We start from the raw sequence: 17,998 nt of genomic DNA on the forward strand, positions 1-17,998 counted from the left end.
CAATGATGTCTTATGGATCATAAAGAAAGCCTACAGCGCTGTAAGCCTTATGTATTAATATGAGTGATAGAGCGTAACTGTTACGACTAAAATTTAGGATTTCATAGAACGCCCTTAATACCTTAGATCCAATAAATAACAATTGAAGTCATTAAATGTACTTTTTTAAACATAACGAACCACTAAAAGGATGTTAATAATGAACTAAAGTACCTGCAACAACGGCTAGCCCACTATTTATTATTCTTATTAATCACTATTTAATAATTTAATTTTTTCGTTAGCATTGTTATTGTTTGGATTTAACTCAAGTGATTTTTTATATGAGCTCAATGCCCGCTCTTTTTCACCCTTGACTAAATATGCCTCTCCTAAGCTATCCCATGCATTGGCTGATAATGGATAATATTGCGTATTCAATAGAAAAAACTCGATGGCTCTATCAACATCAATACCAAATTGAGTATTATAAAGTCGGTCGTAACCAAACCAATTAATAATGCTCTCATAAAGTAAAAAGTTAGCCCCTAACTTCTTCGATATTTTTTCAAAGTGCAATTTAAGCTCAGATGCAGGCCGAAACCTTGTGTGATCATCAATCATATAACCGTCAAAAATAGAACGTAAGCCCTTATAAAAACTTAAAATTGGCATTGTATGGTGATTTTCATCTGCACCAAAGGTAACTGAATCAAAATCAAGCCCCTGTTTTGGCCTTTTATTTAACGTTTCAATGAATGCTTTTACATAGTTCTCTTTAGGGTAAACCTCTGTAACTCTGTTTGTGGTAGCAACAAACAATCGACGTTTATCTACCGCAGGGCTTTGATAAAACGCGGTTAACTGCTTAAGCATAAACTGATTATCCCACCACAGACTAGGATCTATTGCGATATAAGCATTAAAAGTATCTGGTGAAGTAAACAAACTTTGAATGACTGGTAGCCCCGTAAATGAATATCCCGTAAGCACCCTGTAATCTGATGTTCTGTAATGAAGATCAATCGTTGGAATAAGCTCTTCTTTAATAAAATGAATAAACTTATCTGCACCTCCAGTAACCTCTAGGCTTTGATTTTTTTTACCACCGTATTGTGTCAATGAATTCGTTGGCGAGCTGTCTCTCACTCTATTTGAGCTCACAATACCTACAACAATCATTTCGGGTATCGTTGGGCTAGCGTCCACGCTCATTTGATTGACCATGCCAGAAAATATTTGGAAAAAACTATGCATATCGCCATCGAGTAAATAAAGTACCGGATATTTTGTATAGTCATTATTATTATATGATGTTGGAAGTGAAACCCAATACGCTCTTTTTTCCTTTAACGTATTAGATTGTAATGTTTTTTTCTCACCTATCTTAATATCGCTAGCATTGGCATTGAAAGCTAATAATATTAGCAAGATAAGCGGTGTTATGACCTTAACCATAAATATTCCTTTTTAAGTGGTTTGTTGTATCGCCATGTATTTAAAACCAATTAAACACTATATCGACTGAAGTCTCTAGATATAAAAGGGCTTTTCGATTCAAAGGCATTTGGCACTTTACTTAATCTTTTAGCGTTAAAGTCGCTGATCAAACATTTAAGGTTAGATAGTTCAACAGTAGAGTCTTAAACAATCCGTAAGACAAAAGTAAGAATGATAGCTACTAATTGAATTAAAACGTCAACGTTCATCAGCAAGATAAGACAACACTCAGGTCTACATAATAGTTGGCTAAATTGTAAAGCGAAACAAAGCCTAATTTACATATTCACATTGATTTTCTAATTAAAACGCTACAATCTATTGCCAAAACATAGTGGGAATGTAGCCCCAAGCAAATAAAACCAAACAAAATTGTAAAGACATTATGAGCAATGCAATATCTGCCTTTATTAACTTACTTTGCATTTTTCTTCTTAAAGAAATCCATAAAGATAATAAAAGTGCTATTGGCAGACATCCTGATAAAAAAGCCAAACAAATACTTGCTGCTGTAATATCACCAAATTTTAGAAAGGATTGATTAATATAGAGGTATATGGGTAAGCTAAAGAGTAACAGATTTATAAACACCCATTTAATGCGTCCTAAGCCATCTTTATCGCGTTTTACAATTCTAATTAATCCTACAATAAAGAGATAAAATAGCCCAATAAAACCAAAGAGTAAACTTGCCCAATACAGCAATAATGTTATACCCGACACTTTTTCAAACGTTTTAAGCCCATCACTAATAAATAGTCTACTTTCATCATTAGCATAAACAACATGAGAAGCTTGCCTGCGGTTAACATCTCGAAATAAATTTTCGTTAATTTGAATCAACCGCTTATCAGCACTTTGTAATGACTTCATTAGAAGCTGCTCATTTGATTGCTCTAACCAAATAAAATTGAAAAGCATATCAATAAATTCAAATTCAGCCATATTATTTGGCGATAGCAGATAAATGCCTTTTAGGCTTGATAACGCGGATTTTTTTCCAGTAGGCTCTAGAATCGGCGCTGTGCTTATGCTTAATGTGTTGATAAATAATTTATTAAATTTCTCATAGTCAGCCGTTTCGTTATCCGTGTTAATCGCGTAAAAAAATCCTTTTTTCTCATCAGGGAAAAGACAAATATAAGCTCTAAATCCAAATGTTGTCCCTGGATGGCACATCCCCAGCACGTTATGCCTATCTCTATTCGCAAACGCTAACCCATGCCCTATACTCAGGCCGGCTAAGTGTGCTTTAGTATTTAAAGGCGTCGTTAGCCGTTTCATATGTTCAGGGTTTATAAAGCTTTTACCGTCCACCTTGCCCTCATACAGCAAGAACTTAATGAAATTAGCCATGTCAGCTGCGGTTGTGGTGAATTGTCCTGCGGGTCTTAAATAACCGGGCACAGCGATTTGAGCAATATTATTTTCATGATACCCCATCGCTAATAAAGGATCTGCAAACTGACCTTCTTGGCTGATGAACGCAAAGCTACTATCGTGCATTCCTAGAGGGGCTAAGAAATTATTATCTAAAAAGGCTTCATATCGCTGATTGGTGACAGCTTCTATGACCATCGCAAGTAAGGTATACCCCATATTAGAATATGAATATTGCGTTCCTGGTTCCGTCCTAACCTTTAATAAATGATGGCTATCTGATGGAAAAGCTTCTTTTAATGGTATATTTGGTGAAGGCTTAACACTTAATAACTGCCATATTCTGATGTTGTCTAATCCCGCAGTATGATCGAGCAGATTTTTGACCTTGATCGGTGAACGAAGATGCCAATCGTTGTCGAAATTCAACGTTGACAAAAGTGATTCTACATTACTTTCTAATGATAGCTTCCCTTCAAATATTAAATGAAGAACACCCATTGCCAAAACCGATTTGGTAACAGAGCCAACATGCATTTTTTGTTCTGGCTTCATCAGTTCTAGCTTTGAAATATTTGCATAGCCCGTACTACCAACCTCAACATGATCCTTTGAAATGGTTGCCCAAGATAATCCTACAAGATTTTCATTATCGATAATATTTTTTATTTGAGTTTCAATGCCAGCATCACTTTTCGCGTAAGCAATATTTAATGAAAACAAAACTAAAAATAATGGTAATACTTTTTGGTACATCAATTTCTCAGTAGGTAACAAGCGTTTTAACAGTAACTTAAGTAGACAAAATATTGAGTGAAATTAGCGAATAAGGAGTAAATGATCAACGGTTATTTGTCCTTTAAAAATTATTCTATGAGTTAAGGTATTTTAAAATCTACTGAAACACCATCATAAACAATGCGTCCATCAGTTAAACAAACCGTCCGCGGACATCGAGAACTTAAACGTGGATCATGGGTAACAATGATAATCGCACATTGATGCTCGACATTAAAACGTTCAAAGAGACTAAAAACTTCATCCGCTGTTTGAGTATCTAGGTTACCCGTTGGTTCATCAGCCAAAATCAACGCAGGACGTGTGACCAAAGCACGTGCAATAGCGACACGCTGCTGTTGTCCGCCCGATAAACGGTTAGTTTTCTGATGCTTAAAGTTAGCTAATCCAACTTCGTTTAATAAATACTCTGCATAGGAAATCTGTTCTGCAGAAGGCTTGCCATAACGTAACATCAAAGGCATCAGCACATTATCTAGCACACTGAAGGCACTGATCAAATGGTGAAACTGAAACACAAAACCAATCGATTCACTGCGTAACTGTGTGCGCTTTTGTTCACACAGACCTTGGATTGAATTTCCTTGAATACAGAGTTCGCCCGATGAAGATACATCGAGCAATCCCATTATATTGAGTAGCGTACTTTTACCAGAACCAGAAGTACCCACTAAAGCGACTAGTTCACCAGGACTGATTTGCAACGAAATATCATGTAAAACATGATTTTCTAACGGCGTATCCGTATTAAAAATCTTATTTAGGTTGCGTAACTGCAACACAATTTGTTGGTCTGCTATGCTTTTAAACGAGTTCAACTTAGACATAACGAATCGCCACCGCAGGATCATATTTCGCAGCGCGCCTAGCCGGTACCATAGCAGCAATCACCCCTGCAGCAGTCGCAATAAAAATTGCTGATAATGACATTGAAGGCTCTAACCGAATTACAAATAAGCGATCGTCAAGAGAGTTAAATACTTGCACCAAGGTATAGCCAACCAATACTCCTAATAGTGATCCCGCTAAACCAAGAACCCCGCCCTGCCATAGAAAGATCCTCAGTATTTGTTTCTGCGAACTCCCCATAGCACGTAAAATACCAATTTCACGTGTACGCTGCGCTACACTCACGGCTAGCACACTGGCAATGCCAAAAATCACTGATAAAGCAACAAAGACACGGATCATCTGCGTGGTCATGCTTTGAGATTTCAGCGCATTAAGCAGCTGTGCATTACTTTCCATCCAGCTTTGAACATTTAAACCTGTTAACCTTTTAGTGCGCTGCGCCCAATATTCAGCGCTGAATACATCAGAAGTTTTTAACTCTAAAATCGTAATACCACCGGGTAAATTCAGTAAAGTTTGCGCTTGCTTTAGGCTGGTATAAACATATCGGCTGTCGAGTTCACGCACACCCAATTCAAAAACACCGGCTACCTCCATAACTGACTGGCGATTATCACCGGTATCTAACCGTAATTTATCACCCGTTCGCAGACCTAAATCATCTGCCAATTGGCTACCAATCAATACATCACTGGCTGCAACACTAAAGTCCCCTTCGATAAGATAGTCTTTGAGTTTTATAATACCGGTATAGCGCTCGGGATCTATACCCATTAAGGCTACAGAGGAGCGCGCTGTTCCTTTTTGCGCAAATGCTGGCCCTGAAATGAGTGGAGAGACAGTGTTAAACACAGCATACTGGTCGAGTGTATCGCGCACTTCTTGCCAGTTATTAATGGTTTGTAAGCGCTGTGCCCGAGGACTTTCTAAGACCCATATATACTTTCCCTCAGGGATTACTGATAAATTATTATGTTGTTGTGTGGCTTCAATACGAATATGCGCTTGTGTCCCTAAAGTTTTTTCGATGATGTTACTTTGCAGCCCCATAATCAATGCCGTGATAAACACTATAACGGCTGCGCCTACCGAAATTGCGACACTAATTAATAATGTTTGAAGCGGGTTATCAGCAAGAAAACGTAATGCAATGCGCCATTCAATCCAGAGTGAATCACGTAAACTGGAAATGCGGTTAACGAATGACATGTTTTACCTGTTCAAAATCTACACGAGCGCGCTGACCATTAATCAGATTATCTGATTGAACGACAACATCACCTTCTGCCAAGCCTGAAACGATTTCACTGTGAGTTGTATTACGTAAACCCAGCACCACCTCAGCTTCGTTAACAGCGCCGTTTGTCCAGCGAAAAACATGTGTCTTACCACTCGAACTATAGAGGTAATCATTAGGTAACACTATAGTTTGCTCTCTTTCTGCCGCGATAATATTCGCAGAAATGGTCATGCCTTGAAGAAAAATATGTTGCTTATTCGAGGGGGCAGCTAGTACTTTAATATGTACATCAATAGTACCACGTCCACTATCAACTGCTGGAGCGATAAAGCTGACAATACCTGCCACCGAAACCTCTGGCCAAGCATCAGCAATGAGCTGAACCGGTTGGCCTAATCGCAGGGGAGCAAAATTTTTCTCGTCGAGTGCGATAACAACCTCGAGACCATCGTTCGCAATACCCTCACGATTTTGACCATCACTACGAGCAATTTCTAACAGAACCTTACCCGGTTGTACGAGATCTCCTGGCTCAACATTACGAGTTTGTATACGCCCAGCAAAAGGTGCATAAATAAGGGTTTTAGCAAGATCAGCCTTTGCACTATTAACACGTTGCTGGAGTAACTGTTCTTCAGTGCTGTTCGCTGCTAAGGAATCAGCCGTTAGCTGTGCATAAGTTAAAGATGTTTTTGCATTGAGTTCCGTGCGCTGTGCTTGCTCAACCTGTTCGGTAGACAACAGGTTTTTCTGGGCTAGTGCATCGCGGCGCCTTGCTTCACGACTGGCTTGACGTAAATTATGATTCGCCTCAACTAAAGCAGCTTGAGCTTGTGGCCTACTGATTATGTATAATTGTTGCAGTAAAGTTTGCTGTTGGGCCAAGCGCGATGGTAACCCTTCCGGGTTGAGCTCTATGAGCAAATCACCTTTATTAACTTGATCACCTTCTCGTACATAGCGATCTTTTACCGTACCTGTAATTTCGCTACCAATGCGTGCTAATGATTGATAACGCACCTCTCCACTGGCGACAATACGCAACTCAAGTGGCATCGGTTTAATTGTTAACGCAGGCAAAACTGGCCCGAGCCATTTTGGGATGCCGACCAATAAAGCCGCACAAACCGCGACAATGACAACACTATAGATTATGCGCATTTAAGCCTCGTTATAAATCCACTAAATCAACTCGATAAAACAAGATGAAACGAATACAATTTTTATACAGACTGCCTATAGCGATTAATCTGATCATGCTTCAGACTAAAAATCTCTGCAATAAAGGGTATAATTTTGATTTCAGCACTAGACAGATAAGCATTGTAGGCAATTTCATCTCAGCTTTCTTATTTATTAGATGATGAATTGACCTTAAACAAGTTCAGAAGCAATAACTTATCCTATTTAGTTAATATGAGCATAATATAGTATTTATTCAATGACCCAGATAAAGATATCGCTCAATCTTATAAAGCATATTCCTAAATAGCTGACCTGCTCAGGAATAACGAGCAAGCAATAGATACCCATGAATAGTAACCAAACAAAAAAAGGCTGATTCATCACGAATCAGCCTTTCAGTCTCTGTATGTATAATTTAGTCGTGCGGTTGGGAGGGGACTTATCCTCTACATTGTAAGTAACCTTCCCTTCAAGAAGACTGATACAAAATGTTGTTTTTACTATGTTTAAGTACACCTACCTCTTTGGTATAACGGACGTTTGGCAATTCCAAGTCACTGATAATTTAATTAGATAGTCGGCAGCAATATCAATGAAGTATTATCCTTGTTCAAAGGGCATCTGCACCACCATTGAACTCAACCGCACCCTTGGTAATAGCGTTATTTTAAAACAAACAAGTGACATTTATCAGGGAGATTATAAACCTAAATGATAATCTCAATTTCGATAGTAGCGGTGTTTACATTTTCGTTGAACGGCGCTTAACATAGGGTAAAAACGACTATTTAAACCAAGTAATTGGTTCTATGTTATTTATTTTCTACGTAGTTCTTGATATAAGCCATAACTGCGTAATTAACATTAATTTGGAGATTATTATGTCATTATTTAAACATCAACCATTATCCACCATGCCACAACTTCCTATGTTCTCTCAGTTATCAGACGAGATGAATCAATTTTTCGGCCGTGACTTACCTATGTTTAGTCGACAGTCAGACCTTCTTTCAACAGATTGGCACCCTGCCACTGATATAGAACAACGAGACAACCGATATATCGTTAAAGCTGACATTCCAGGCGTTGACCCAAAAGATATTAAAGTAACCATGGAAAATGGAAACTTGATCATTGAAGGTAAACGGGAATCAAAAATAGAAGAAAACAAACAAAATTATCGTCGTGTTGAACGTAGCTTTGGTAGTTTTTATCGTTGCATTAACCTACCTGATGCCTCTAGTGAGTCTAAAAAAATCGAAGCTCATTGCAATAAAGGGGTATTGGAAGTTATTGTGCCTAAGATTGGTGCAGCCGCTCAAAAGAAAATAGAAATAAAAGTCGATTAAGCAAAAAAAGATGATTTTTAGATCGGCTAAAGTATCCGCTAAAGTAACACTCTCTTTAGCGGATATCTTTTTGGCAGTAGCCCATCTAACTCGCCAATGTACGGTCACTCAATATTATACGTTAACATTTTCAGAGGCTCTCGCTAAAAAATCATCGTCATGTTAATTTGCAAAACCACGTCAATAGCCTTGTAACAACAGCAATCTTTTATTTCGATTTCCATCAATAATTTATCTAGGGCTATAAGGGACATCTCGGCATCACCGTTGTTATGGTCGATTAACGTTAGATAAAAACAGTCTTTACGCCTACAGTAACCACCTTAAATGACAACAGTGTAATGCGTAAACCAATGGTGCTATTGACATGATGTTTCTACCTTTATTATGTGTTTTTAAGCATCGGCTCAACATGAATTGAAATATCATATACACCATATTTTTGCTCAATATGCGTTTCCACATTTGTTGCTATATTGTGCGAGTCTATTGTTGATAACTCTGGATTAACTGAAATGACTAAATCAACTGACTTTTCTCTTCCGATCCAGCGAGAACGTACTCGATTAACTTTGCACACACCCTGAACCTCTTTAACGGAGTTGGATAATAGTTCAGGATCTAAAGCAAACTGATCCACGAGCGTTGGCAAAGCCCTTTTAAATAAACCAAAGGCTAGATAAAGCACTAAAAATGAAACGCCTAGCGCGCAAACGCTATCTAGCCAAAGATAACCCATGGCAGAAAATTGCCATCCAGCGATAACGACAATAGTTGTTAATACATCGGAAAAAGTATGTGTTGCATCTGCAAGTAATATATCCGATTTTAATTTTCTAGCACATTTATGCTGCCAAGTTGCCAATACTACATTTATGATTAATACGGCAAACATAATCCCTAAACCCCACGTTGAATTTTCTATTTCTGTTTCATCTTTATTGATCGCGTGAATACCGAGCTCAAATGAAAGTACAACTAATAAAGAAGCAAGGCAGAAAACAGCTAAAGTTTCGAACTTACGGTGTCCGTATGGATGTTCACGATCTGGAGGTGAGCTTGATACTCTACAAATAACCCACGCGACCACATTATTGATGACATCGGTTAAAGAGTGAATGGAATCGCCAACAATCGCAAGTGACCCCGTAGACAAACCTACGAGTAACTTTGCTAGCAGAACGACAAAGTTAACAGAGCCTTCAATCAATATAACTCGCTGAACGTTTTCATCTCTTTGAGCGTTATTATTCAACATATATTACTCGATAACTAGGGTGACTCGTGCCAACCTCATACATTGAACCTAGTCACACATTCAGAATGATTAATGGCTTACAAATGCATTTTTCAACACAGTATCAACATGTTCAGCTAAAATAAAAGTCATTTTATTCTGTATAGACTGCGGTAAATCACTTAAATCTTTTTCATTATATTTAGGTAAAATCACCGTGGTTAAGCCTGCACGGTGTGCTGCTAATATTTTGTCTTTAATACCGCCAACCGGTAAAACTAAACCACGTAAGGTAATTTCTCCGGTCATCCCCACTTCATTGCATACAGGACGTTTCGTTAACAATGAAACGAGCACCGTCACTAAAGCAACCCCCGCAGAAGGACCATCTTTTGGAATCGCACCCGCAGGAATGTGTACATGAATATCGGTTGTTTCGAATACCTTATTTTCTATACCTAATGCCGTGGCATGTGAACGCACATAACTTAATGCGGCTTCGGCTGATTCACGCATTACATCACCAAGCTGTCCGGTGATACTCAAGCCTTTTTTACCCGGCATTGCACTCGCTTCAATGAACAAAATTTCTCCACCCACCGACGTTACAGCAAGCCCCGTTGCCACACCATAACGTTCTGTACGTTGTGCAATATCATAAGAGAAAGCTGGCTTACCAATTAATTTTTCTAGCATAGTACAATTAACATGCAGTGATTCAGACTCATTTTTTGCTAATTTTATTACTAGCTTACGGCAAATTGATCCTAAGCGACGATCAAGGCTTCTTACCCCTGCTTCTCGCGTATATTCACGAATAATTCGCAACATAGCATTTTTGCTTATCTTTAACTCTTCGGGTCGCAAACTGTTTTCTCGTAATTGTCTTGGTAGTAAATAACGCTGAGCAATATTAAATTTTTCATCATCGGTATAACCCGATAAAGTGATCACTTCCAAGCGGTCACGCAAAGGCCCAGGAATTGAATCAAGTTGATTAGCCGTGGCAATGAACATCAGTTGACTAAAATCAAAGGGCACTTCTAAATAGTGATCACGAAATGCCTTATTTTGCTCTGGATCCAATACTTCTAATAATGCCGCTGACGGATCTCCGCGTGAATCCCCGCCAACTTTGTCTACTTCATCTAATAAAATAACGGGGTTTTTAGTGCCTACATCACGTAATGCCTTGATGAATCTACCCGGCATAGCGCCAATGTAAGTTCGTCGGTGACCGCGAATTTCGGCCTCATCTCGTATGCCCCCCAAACTTATGGTGATCAATTTACGACCCAGAGCATGAGCAATTGAATGACCTAATGATGTTTTTCCAATCCCTGGAGGTCCAACAAAACATAAGATCACACCTTCTCGGTCTTGTCGTATTTTTACTGATTTATCAACACTACCATCAAAGTTGTCGTCTTGTTCGGGTCTTCGTTGATGACGAAGTTGACGCACAGCCAAATATTCCAAAATTCTAACTTTTATTTTATCTAAACCATAATGGTCTTGATCAAGCGTTTTTTTTGCCTTTTCTATATCTAATACATCTTCAGTCATTTTATTCCACGGCAAAGCGGCCAACCAATCAAGATAGGTCATTGTTATTCCTGACTCTGAAGACGTTTCGGGAATACGCTCTAAACGAGACAACTCTTGTAACGCTTGTTTATTCGCTTCAGTTGACATACCGCTCTCTTCAATTTTTTTTCTATATTCTTCTATTTTTATACTTTGGCCATTTTCTTCACCCAATTCTCGTTGAATTGCTTTAATTTGATGTCGTAACACATAGTCTCTTTGTGCTTTGTCCATCTCACCATGGGCTTCTGTTTGTATTTTTTGACCTAACTCCAGAATGTTCATTTCATGCTGAACCAAATCAATCAATTTTAACATGTTGGCTAACACGTCAGACTCTTCGAGAATTTCTTGCGCATCTTTTACTTTTAATCGCATACTCGAACTAATCAAATAGGTTAGCTGGCGGTAATTTGAAGTTTGTGTCAGTGTATGAACTAACTTGTCGGGTAAGTATGAAAGAATAGTTATTAACTGAGTGAATGATTTCAGTAAATTAATGCGTACAGCCTCAGCCTCAAAATCCCCTTCTTCCGGTTCAATGTCTTCCAGCTTATTTATTTCAGCTTTTAAATAGGGCTGGTCTTTTGACCAATGATCAACAGAGCACTTTTCCAAGCCTTGCAATAAAACATTAATATGACCGTTTTCGCCTTGCGTGGTTCTAATAACTTGAGCAATACACCCGATAGAATAAAGTTCGTCAGGGCCAGGTTCTTCAGTATTAGGATCCTTATAAGCAACAATAGCTAATAACTTGTTACTTGAAAAAACATCTTCTAAAAGTTTAATTGATCTTTTTTGTCCAACCGAAATAGAAATGACGTTATAAGGAAAAAGTACGGTATTACGTATCGGCAATACCGGTAATTCACTGGGAATAGACAACCAGTCTTTATCGGGTTGAGTAACATTGATAGGTTCATTGCCGTTATGGTTATCAACTTTTATGTCTGACATAGTGACTCCTTTTTTTTTTCGTGCAAAGCTTGAAAGGTAACTAGGTACTTTTATCTTTCGATGACCCTTTGCCTGTCAAATGACTTTCAACATCTAATTAATTTGAACGACACTTCCATAACATCTTGAATTTAAAGTTAAAAATGTTTAATTAAAAATATCACTTTACTACTAACGTCTTATTTAATTATTTACGGGTAGGCGTATCATTTATTTTAGGCGGGAGCATTAAAAGGCTCACTGACATTTATCAGTTTATTGACCTGTATCAGGTTATCCACTTTATTATTTTGGTAGTATGTACAATTACGCTTAGTAATAAAGCATGTCAAAATACCATTGGGTGAGTTTGGTAATGACCTTTATTGATATTAATATTTTCATTAAGGTTAAGGAGGTAGCTAATGAGCAAACCTAGTATCAGCAAAGTATTTATTGTTGATGACCATGAATTGGTTCGCCAAGGCTTACGACAGCTAATTGATGGCGAGGTTGACCTAAAATTATGCGGCGAAGCAAGCAACGTTGACGAAGCACTTAAAATGCGATCCTTAATAAACCCCGATGTCGCCATTGTTGATATTTCATTGCCCGACGGTAATGGCCTTGATTTAATCAAAAAATTGCATTATTGGAAACCACAAATGCAGATAATTGCTTTATCAATGCATGATGACGAACTGTATGCAGAACGTGCTATAAATAATGGCGCTTCAGGCTATATTAACAAACAAGACTCAGCACAAAAATTATTACTTGGCATCAGAGAAGTCATCAAAAATCAAATATTTGTTAAGCCCGAAATTGCTAAAAATTTACAGTCACATCATCTACTCGATGAAAAGAATAATATCCTGACAAAACTTACCGACCGAGAATTACAAGTCTTTGAGTCGATAAGTAAAGGAATGAAAACCAAAGACATTGCCAATAACTTAAAACTGAGTGTTAAAACAATTGAAACACATCGGCGTCATATAAAAGACAAATTGTCATTAACCTCTGGCACACAATTGGTTAGAGCCGCCATAATGTGGGCGTTAGAAAAAAATAAATAACACTTATACATCAATATCTTGTTATATTAATAATATTAATAACTGGTTATACTTATCCCACTATCGAAGGTGATTTAGAAAAAGCTATTGAGTATTAAATGTCAATAAATAGTATAAATAATAATAAAAATAAACCTAAGCTTATTATAGGCATAGGGGCATCCGCAGGTGGTCTTGATGCCTTTAGAGCTTTTTTTTCCAAAATGCCTAAAAATACCGGCATGGCCTTTGTATTGCTTCCTCATTTAGATCCCAATCATCAAAGTTTAATGGCTCCCCTGCTGGCGAGTAAAATCAACATGCCAGTACTCGAAGTTGAAGATAATATGCGGGTCAAAGCGGATCACGTTTATATTTTACCCCCAGGTAAAGAAGTCACTATTTCAGACCTACATTTACAGCTTAATGATATCTTATCTGCTCGCCAAGACTGGACTGTTATTGAACGCTTTTTAACCAGTCTAGCCAAAGACCAAGGTGAACGTAGTGTTGCGATAATATTATCAGGCACTGGTTGTCATGGTACGTTAAGCTTTAGGGATATAAAAATTGCCGGCGGTATGATTATCGCGCAAGACCCATTAACCACTCATCACGCTCAAATGCCGCAAAATGCAATTGATACCGGTTTAGTTGATATGATCGTCTCACCTGAGGATATGCCAGCGATGTTGATTGAATATGCATCGCATCCTTATTTAGAAACAACAACTGATACCATTACAGAAGATATACTGAAAAGTATGTACCGCATCTTGGCCTATTTACGTACACGCATTAAGTATGATTTTAGTGGTTACCGAAAAAACATGCTACTGCGACGTATTCAACGACGTATGTGCGTTAATCAGTCAAATACTCTTGAAGAATATTACGATTTTTTAAAGGCTAGTCCTGAAGAACCTGCCGCATTAAATAGAGATTTATTAATTGGAGTAACCGCTTTTTTTCGAGACAAAGAGGCATTTCAAGTTATTGCTGATGAGGTTTTACCTCAACTTATTTTACAATGCTCTGAAGAACATCCTGTACGTATCTGGGTGCCAGCTTGTGCTACCGGTGAAGAAGTATACACCATCGCTATGTTGGTGTTTGAAGCGTTTGGGCAAGCTCACAAACCGGTGTCGGCTCAAATATTTGCCAGTGATATTGATGAGCAATCATTAAAAGTTGCAAGAGAAGGTCGCTACGCTAAAAGTAATGTTGAAGATATTGGCTCTGATCGTTTAGCCCGTTTTTTTGAACTAACGGCTAAAGACGAATATCAAGTTAAAAAGGTTGTGCGTGAAACGATTATTTTTGCGACACAAAACCTGATCAGTGATACACCTTTCTCACGTCTTGATTTCATTAGTTGTCGCAACCTCTTCATTTATTTTCAACCGGAATTACAAAGCAATGTACTGAATACCTTTCACTTTGCATTGAAACCCGACGGGATTTTAATGCTTGGCCCTTCAGAGTCATTAGGCAATAATAAAAATAAATTTGAAACACTCTCTAAAAAATGGCGGTTATTTAAGTCAGTCAAAGCGACCAATAAAGTGTCGATTAATTTTCCTATTGAGCGTAATACACATCAAAATTTCACAACGAAACATAATTATAAAACAATGAATTATCATGCCACACCGCCAGCTCGATTTGCCGAACTTGTTAACAGAGATCTCTTAGAAGAATATGCACCCGCAGCGGTGCTCATTAATCGTGTTTATGAAATATTACATTTTCAAGGACCGACTGTTAACTTTTTAGAGTTTCCTAAAGGCACGCCAACATACGATATAATAACATTACTGCGTGAAGGCTTGCGTGCTCGTATTCGAACCGCTGTCGATTATGTACTTAAAGAAAATCAACCCATTGTCGACCTTGACGCTAAAGTTAAACGTAATGGCCATTATGTACCTTGTACAATAACCGTGCGGCCGGTATTTGATCCTAAATTCCCCAGTGATTTACTGCTAATTACCTTTGAAGAAAAGCAAGGCTCTGCTAGTAATAAAGTCATACCTTCAACAACATTAAATTTATCGAGCAATGATTCAAGCATTATTGAACAACTAGAATATGAGCTAAACGCAACACGCGAAGACTTACACAGTACGGTTGAAGAGCTTGAAAGTTCTAACGAAGAACTTAAAGCATCTAACGAAGAAGTCATGTCGATGAATGAAGAATTGCAATCAGCCAATGAGGAACTTGAAACCTCAAAAGAAGAATTGCAATCAATGAACGAAGAGCTCAACACCGTCAATAGTGAATTACAATTTAAAGTAGAAGAGTTAGAAAAAAGTTGTGACGATACCCAAAATTTATTATCTAGCACTGATATTGCAACGATTTTTCTTGATAGAAAATTACAAATCAGGTTATTTAACCCCGCAATAGGTGAATTACTGAACTTACGCGAAAGTGATATAGGCCGGTCGATTAGTGATTTTTCGGCTAAGGTGACTAATAACGATCTTCTGACTGATGCTCGCCAAGTGCTCGATAAACTGACTCCGATTGAAAAAGACGTTTGGTCACTCGGTGATGCACAAAAAAGCCGTTGTTATTTAAGACGAATAGTACCCTATCGTACAGTCGATGACCATATTAATGGCATTGTTATCACCTTTGTTGAAGTCACAGAAAGTTACCACAAAAAAATGCATCTAGAGCAATGCGTGCAAGAACGCACTAAAGCACTTCATGACCGTGAAATACGGCTGACTAGCATAATGAAATATGCCTCGGAAGCCATTGTCGTTATGGATGATAAGAGCGTAATAACAGATTTTAATCAAGCAGCAGAATATATGTTTGGTTATCAGGCAGTTGAAATTTTAGGAAAAAAAATTGATAAATTAGTGCCCATTGCATTTGTTGAAAATACAAAAGAGAGACGAAATACTGACCTTAATATTGATCGTAAAATAGTAACACTAGCCCCAAAAAAATTAAAGGCGATTAGAAAAAATGGTAGTCAATTCCCTATTCGATTAACAACCACGGCAACGGCCAATGATGAAGTATTTATTAGTATTATTACTGATTTAAGCGAATTAACCTTGTTAAAGAAAGCCATTGTTGATATCAGTACCCTAGAACAAGAAAAAATAGGTCATGACGTGCACGACAACTTGGGGCAACGGTTAACAGGCATTAACTTATTGGCCAGTGACTTAAAGCGAAATATAAAAAATACCGATGATAAAAGTCGTAAAACATTAGAGCAGATAATAGAGCAATTAAGCTTAGCCATAGGGGAAACTCGTCATGTAAGCCATGGCTTATCACCCGTTTTATTCCCACCACAAAAGCTGCAAGAAGCATTAATTCAATTAATGAAAATGGTTGATAAAGCCAACATAAAAAGCCGAGTTGAATTCTCAGACATATTGAAAGTTTCAGATAATACCACTGCTACTCAAGTTTACCGTATAGCACAAGAAGCGATTAATAATGCAATAAAACACTCAAAAGCGTCTGAGATCACGTTAAAACTGAAAACACATTTAAAGCAAATGATGCTGGTGATTTACGATAATGGTATCGGTATTGACCTAGATGGAAATAAAACGGACTTAGGTATTGGCTTAAATATCATGCAGTATCGTGCGTCCAGCATCAATGCCAGTTTATTCATTGAGTCATCCCCAAATAAGGGTACAACGATTCGTTGTATATTTTAATGAAGTACCGTAATAAACTTTTCAACAACTGACATAAGTCAGGAAAACCCCTAATACACAGTAGTATTAGCCCAATATTCAATAATTTAATTACCCTCGATGTTATTATTAATACACAAAGCAAGAGCACCCAAACGAACATTGGTGACAATGGACGACAATGGGGAAAATTAATTAATGAAAGAGGCGTTACGATGAAAATACAACATATTCTTGTCATTATGGATCCTACCATTGACGAACAACCTGCCTTGAGTAGAGCTATTCAATTTGCAAAAAAATTTGATGCAAGCATAGAGCTATTTTTGGTGGTACATCAGAGTGGCCTTGCCCCTAAATGGTTTAATAAAGAGCATCCGCAAGAAGAAATTATTCACCATTATTTGAAAACAAAACAACGCTGGCTTGATACTTATCTTTCCCAAGTTACTCAAGAAAATATATCAGTAAGCTCTGAAGTTAGATGGCATAAACCGCTTTATGCTGAAATTCTAAAGAAAGTGACAGAGTGCCATGCTGATATAGTCATTAAATCGACTCATCCACATCCTGTGCTTGAGCGATTACTTTTTACACCTAACGACTGGCAATTATTAAAAGCTTGTCCCGTACCTTTGTTACTAACAAAATCCCCCTCAACTACTGCCTATAAAAATGTAATGGCTGCGGTAGATTTAAAAAAAGTTGAAGACGAGCGCACAAATTTAGATAAGGATATTCTTGATACTAACGCGATGATGTCAGAATTTTTTAACGCGGTTGCTCACGTTACCCATGCTTATGATCCGATTGGTCAAGAAATAGGACCATCAATGGGAAGTGGTCTTTTCGGTTTTCATCTTTCTACAGAAGATTATCAATTATATCAAGATCAGCAACAAGAATATCACGAAAGTGAATTTTCCCATTTAATAGAGCATTATGGCTTAGATGAGAAAAACACCTATTTGGTCCATGGAATAGCTTCTGCTCATCTTATTGATATTTCGAAAGACAAAGATATTGATCTGTTGATTATGGGGGTACGACTACATTCGGGTTTTGTCGGCACAACGGCGGAGAATATATTAGACCAAGTAAATTGTGATATTTTGGCGATAAAACCAAGTTATTAAATGAATATTGTCTTTTGAAATCAGACGATTAAGAATTTATCCAAATAATAAACCCTTAAAGTCTTATACCTCAATCTC

General features: G+C 37.7%; 12 protein-coding genes. 5 read left to right on the top strand and 7 right to left on the bottom strand.

What is annotated here, in order from left to right:
- Positions 1-249 precede the first annotated feature (249 nt).
- From H4J39_RS08460 to H4J39_RS08480, 5 genes are all read right to left on the bottom strand, one after another.
- Entirely contained in the window at positions 250-1,437 is a 1,188-nt protein-coding gene (locus tag H4J39_RS08460; RefSeq protein WP_182227357.1) for an alpha/beta hydrolase-fold protein, read from the bottom strand.
- Positions 1,438-1,797: 360 nt separating this feature from the next.
- Positions 1,798-3,615, bottom strand: coding sequence for a serine hydrolase (locus H4J39_RS08465; protein WP_182227359.1), 1,818 nt, complete (start codon positions 3,613-3,615; stop codon positions 1,798-1,800).
- A gap of 122 nt (positions 3,616-3,737) precedes the next feature.
- Positions 3,738-4,484, bottom strand: coding sequence for an ABC transporter ATP-binding protein (locus H4J39_RS08470; protein WP_182227360.1), 747 nt, complete (start codon positions 4,482-4,484; stop codon positions 3,738-3,740).
- Positions 4,477-5,718: an ABC transporter permease gene (locus H4J39_RS08475; protein ID WP_182227362.1), complete on the bottom strand. Its 1,242-nt coding sequence runs from the start codon at positions 5,716-5,718 to the stop codon at positions 4,477-4,479. The genes H4J39_RS08470 and H4J39_RS08475 overlap by 8 nt, the downstream gene beginning before the upstream one ends.
- Complete coding sequence (locus H4J39_RS08480) at positions 5,705-6,910, bottom strand: efflux RND transporter periplasmic adaptor subunit (RefSeq protein ID WP_182227364.1); 1,206 nt, start codon at positions 6,908-6,910, stop codon at positions 5,705-5,707. Before H4J39_RS08480 ends, H4J39_RS08475 begins: the two co-directional genes overlap by 14 nt.
- A gap of 905 nt (positions 6,911-7,815) precedes the next feature.
- Between H4J39_RS08480 and H4J39_RS08485 the strand changes: the two genes are divergently transcribed.
- Both H4J39_RS08485 and H4J39_RS08490 read left to right on the top strand, forming a co-directional pair.
- Positions 7,816-8,283, top strand: a complete 468-nt coding sequence (locus H4J39_RS08485; RefSeq protein ID WP_182227366.1) for an Hsp20/alpha crystallin family protein — start codon at positions 7,816-7,818, stop codon at positions 8,281-8,283.
- A 10-nt stretch (positions 8,284-8,293) separates the two neighbouring features.
- Complete coding sequence (locus H4J39_RS08490) at positions 8,294-8,449, top strand: hypothetical protein (RefSeq protein ID WP_182227368.1); 156 nt, start codon at positions 8,294-8,296, stop codon at positions 8,447-8,449.
- Positions 8,450-8,668: 219 nt separating this feature from the next.
- Here H4J39_RS08490 and H4J39_RS08495 read toward each other — a convergent pair whose 3' ends face one another.
- Both H4J39_RS08495 and lon read right to left on the bottom strand, forming a co-directional pair.
- Positions 8,669-9,541 carry a cation diffusion facilitator family transporter gene (locus H4J39_RS08495; protein ID WP_182227370.1) on the bottom strand — a complete coding sequence of 291 codons (873 nt, stop codon included), beginning with the start codon at positions 9,539-9,541 and terminating at the stop codon, positions 8,669-8,671.
- Positions 9,542-9,610: 69 nt separating this feature from the next.
- Positions 9,611-12,067, bottom strand: a complete 2,457-nt coding sequence (gene lon, locus H4J39_RS08500) for an endopeptidase La (RefSeq protein ID WP_182227372.1) — start codon at positions 12,065-12,067, stop codon at positions 9,611-9,613.
- A gap of 404 nt (positions 12,068-12,471) precedes the next feature.
- Here lon and H4J39_RS08505 point away from each other — a divergent pair, with 404 nt between their 5' ends.
- The 3 genes from H4J39_RS08505 (at position 12,472) to H4J39_RS08515 (ending at position 17,920) form a co-directional block, all read left to right on the top strand.
- Positions 12,472-13,125, top strand: a complete 654-nt coding sequence (locus H4J39_RS08505; RefSeq protein ID WP_182227374.1) for a response regulator transcription factor — start codon at positions 12,472-12,474, stop codon at positions 13,123-13,125.
- Positions 13,126-13,223: 98 nt separating this feature from the next.
- A complete protein-coding gene (locus H4J39_RS08510) occupies positions 13,224-16,805 on the top strand; it encodes a CheR family methyltransferase (protein WP_182227376.1) in 3,582 nt (1,193 codons plus the stop codon).
- Between the two features lie 194 nt (positions 16,806-16,999).
- Positions 17,000-17,920: a universal stress protein gene (locus tag H4J39_RS08515; protein ID WP_182227378.1), complete on the top strand. Its 921-nt coding sequence runs from the start codon at positions 17,000-17,002 to the stop codon at positions 17,918-17,920.
- Positions 17,921-17,998: the final 78 nt, after the last annotated feature.

The organism is Colwellia sp. Bg11-12 (assembly GCF_014076955.1).
Classification (GTDB): domain Bacteria; phylum Pseudomonadota; class Gammaproteobacteria; order Enterobacterales; family Alteromonadaceae; genus Colwellia_A.

Bases quoted from the DNA above. Each gene is read 5' to 3' on its own strand.
- H4J39_RS08470 (WP_182227360.1), bottom strand. From the start codon at position 4,484: ATGTCTAAGTTGAACTCGTTTAAAAGCATAGCAGACCAACAAATTGTG.
- H4J39_RS08510 (WP_182227376.1), top strand. From the start codon at position 13,224: ATGTCAATAAATAGTATAAATAATAATAAAAATAAACCTAAGCTTATT.
- H4J39_RS08480 (WP_182227364.1), bottom strand. From the start codon at position 6,910: ATGCGCATAATCTATAGTGTTGTCATTGTCGCGGTTTGTGCGGCTTTA.
- H4J39_RS08485 (WP_182227366.1), top strand. From the start codon at position 7,816: ATGTCATTATTTAAACATCAACCATTATCCACCATGCCACAACTTCCT.
- H4J39_RS08465 (WP_182227359.1), bottom strand. From the start codon at position 3,615: ATGTACCAAAAAGTATTACCATTATTTTTAGTTTTGTTTTCATTAAAT.
- lon (WP_182227372.1), bottom strand. From the start codon at position 12,067: ATGTCAGACATAAAAGTTGATAACCATAACGGCAATGAACCTATCAAT.
- H4J39_RS08490 (WP_182227368.1), top strand. From the start codon at position 8,294: ATGATTTTTAGATCGGCTAAAGTATCCGCTAAAGTAACACTCTCTTTA.
- H4J39_RS08475 (WP_182227362.1), bottom strand. From the start codon at position 5,718: ATGTCATTCGTTAACCGCATTTCCAGTTTACGTGATTCACTCTGGATT.
- H4J39_RS08515 (WP_182227378.1), top strand. From the start codon at position 17,000: ATGAAAATACAACATATTCTTGTCATTATGGATCCTACCATTGACGAA.
- H4J39_RS08495 (WP_182227370.1), bottom strand. From the start codon at position 9,541: ATGTTGAATAATAACGCTCAAAGAGATGAAAACGTTCAGCGAGTTATA.
- H4J39_RS08505 (WP_182227374.1), top strand. From the start codon at position 12,472: ATGAGCAAACCTAGTATCAGCAAAGTATTTATTGTTGATGACCATGAA.
- H4J39_RS08460 (WP_182227357.1), bottom strand. From the start codon at position 1,437: ATGGTTAAGGTCATAACACCGCTTATCTTGCTAATATTATTAGCTTTC.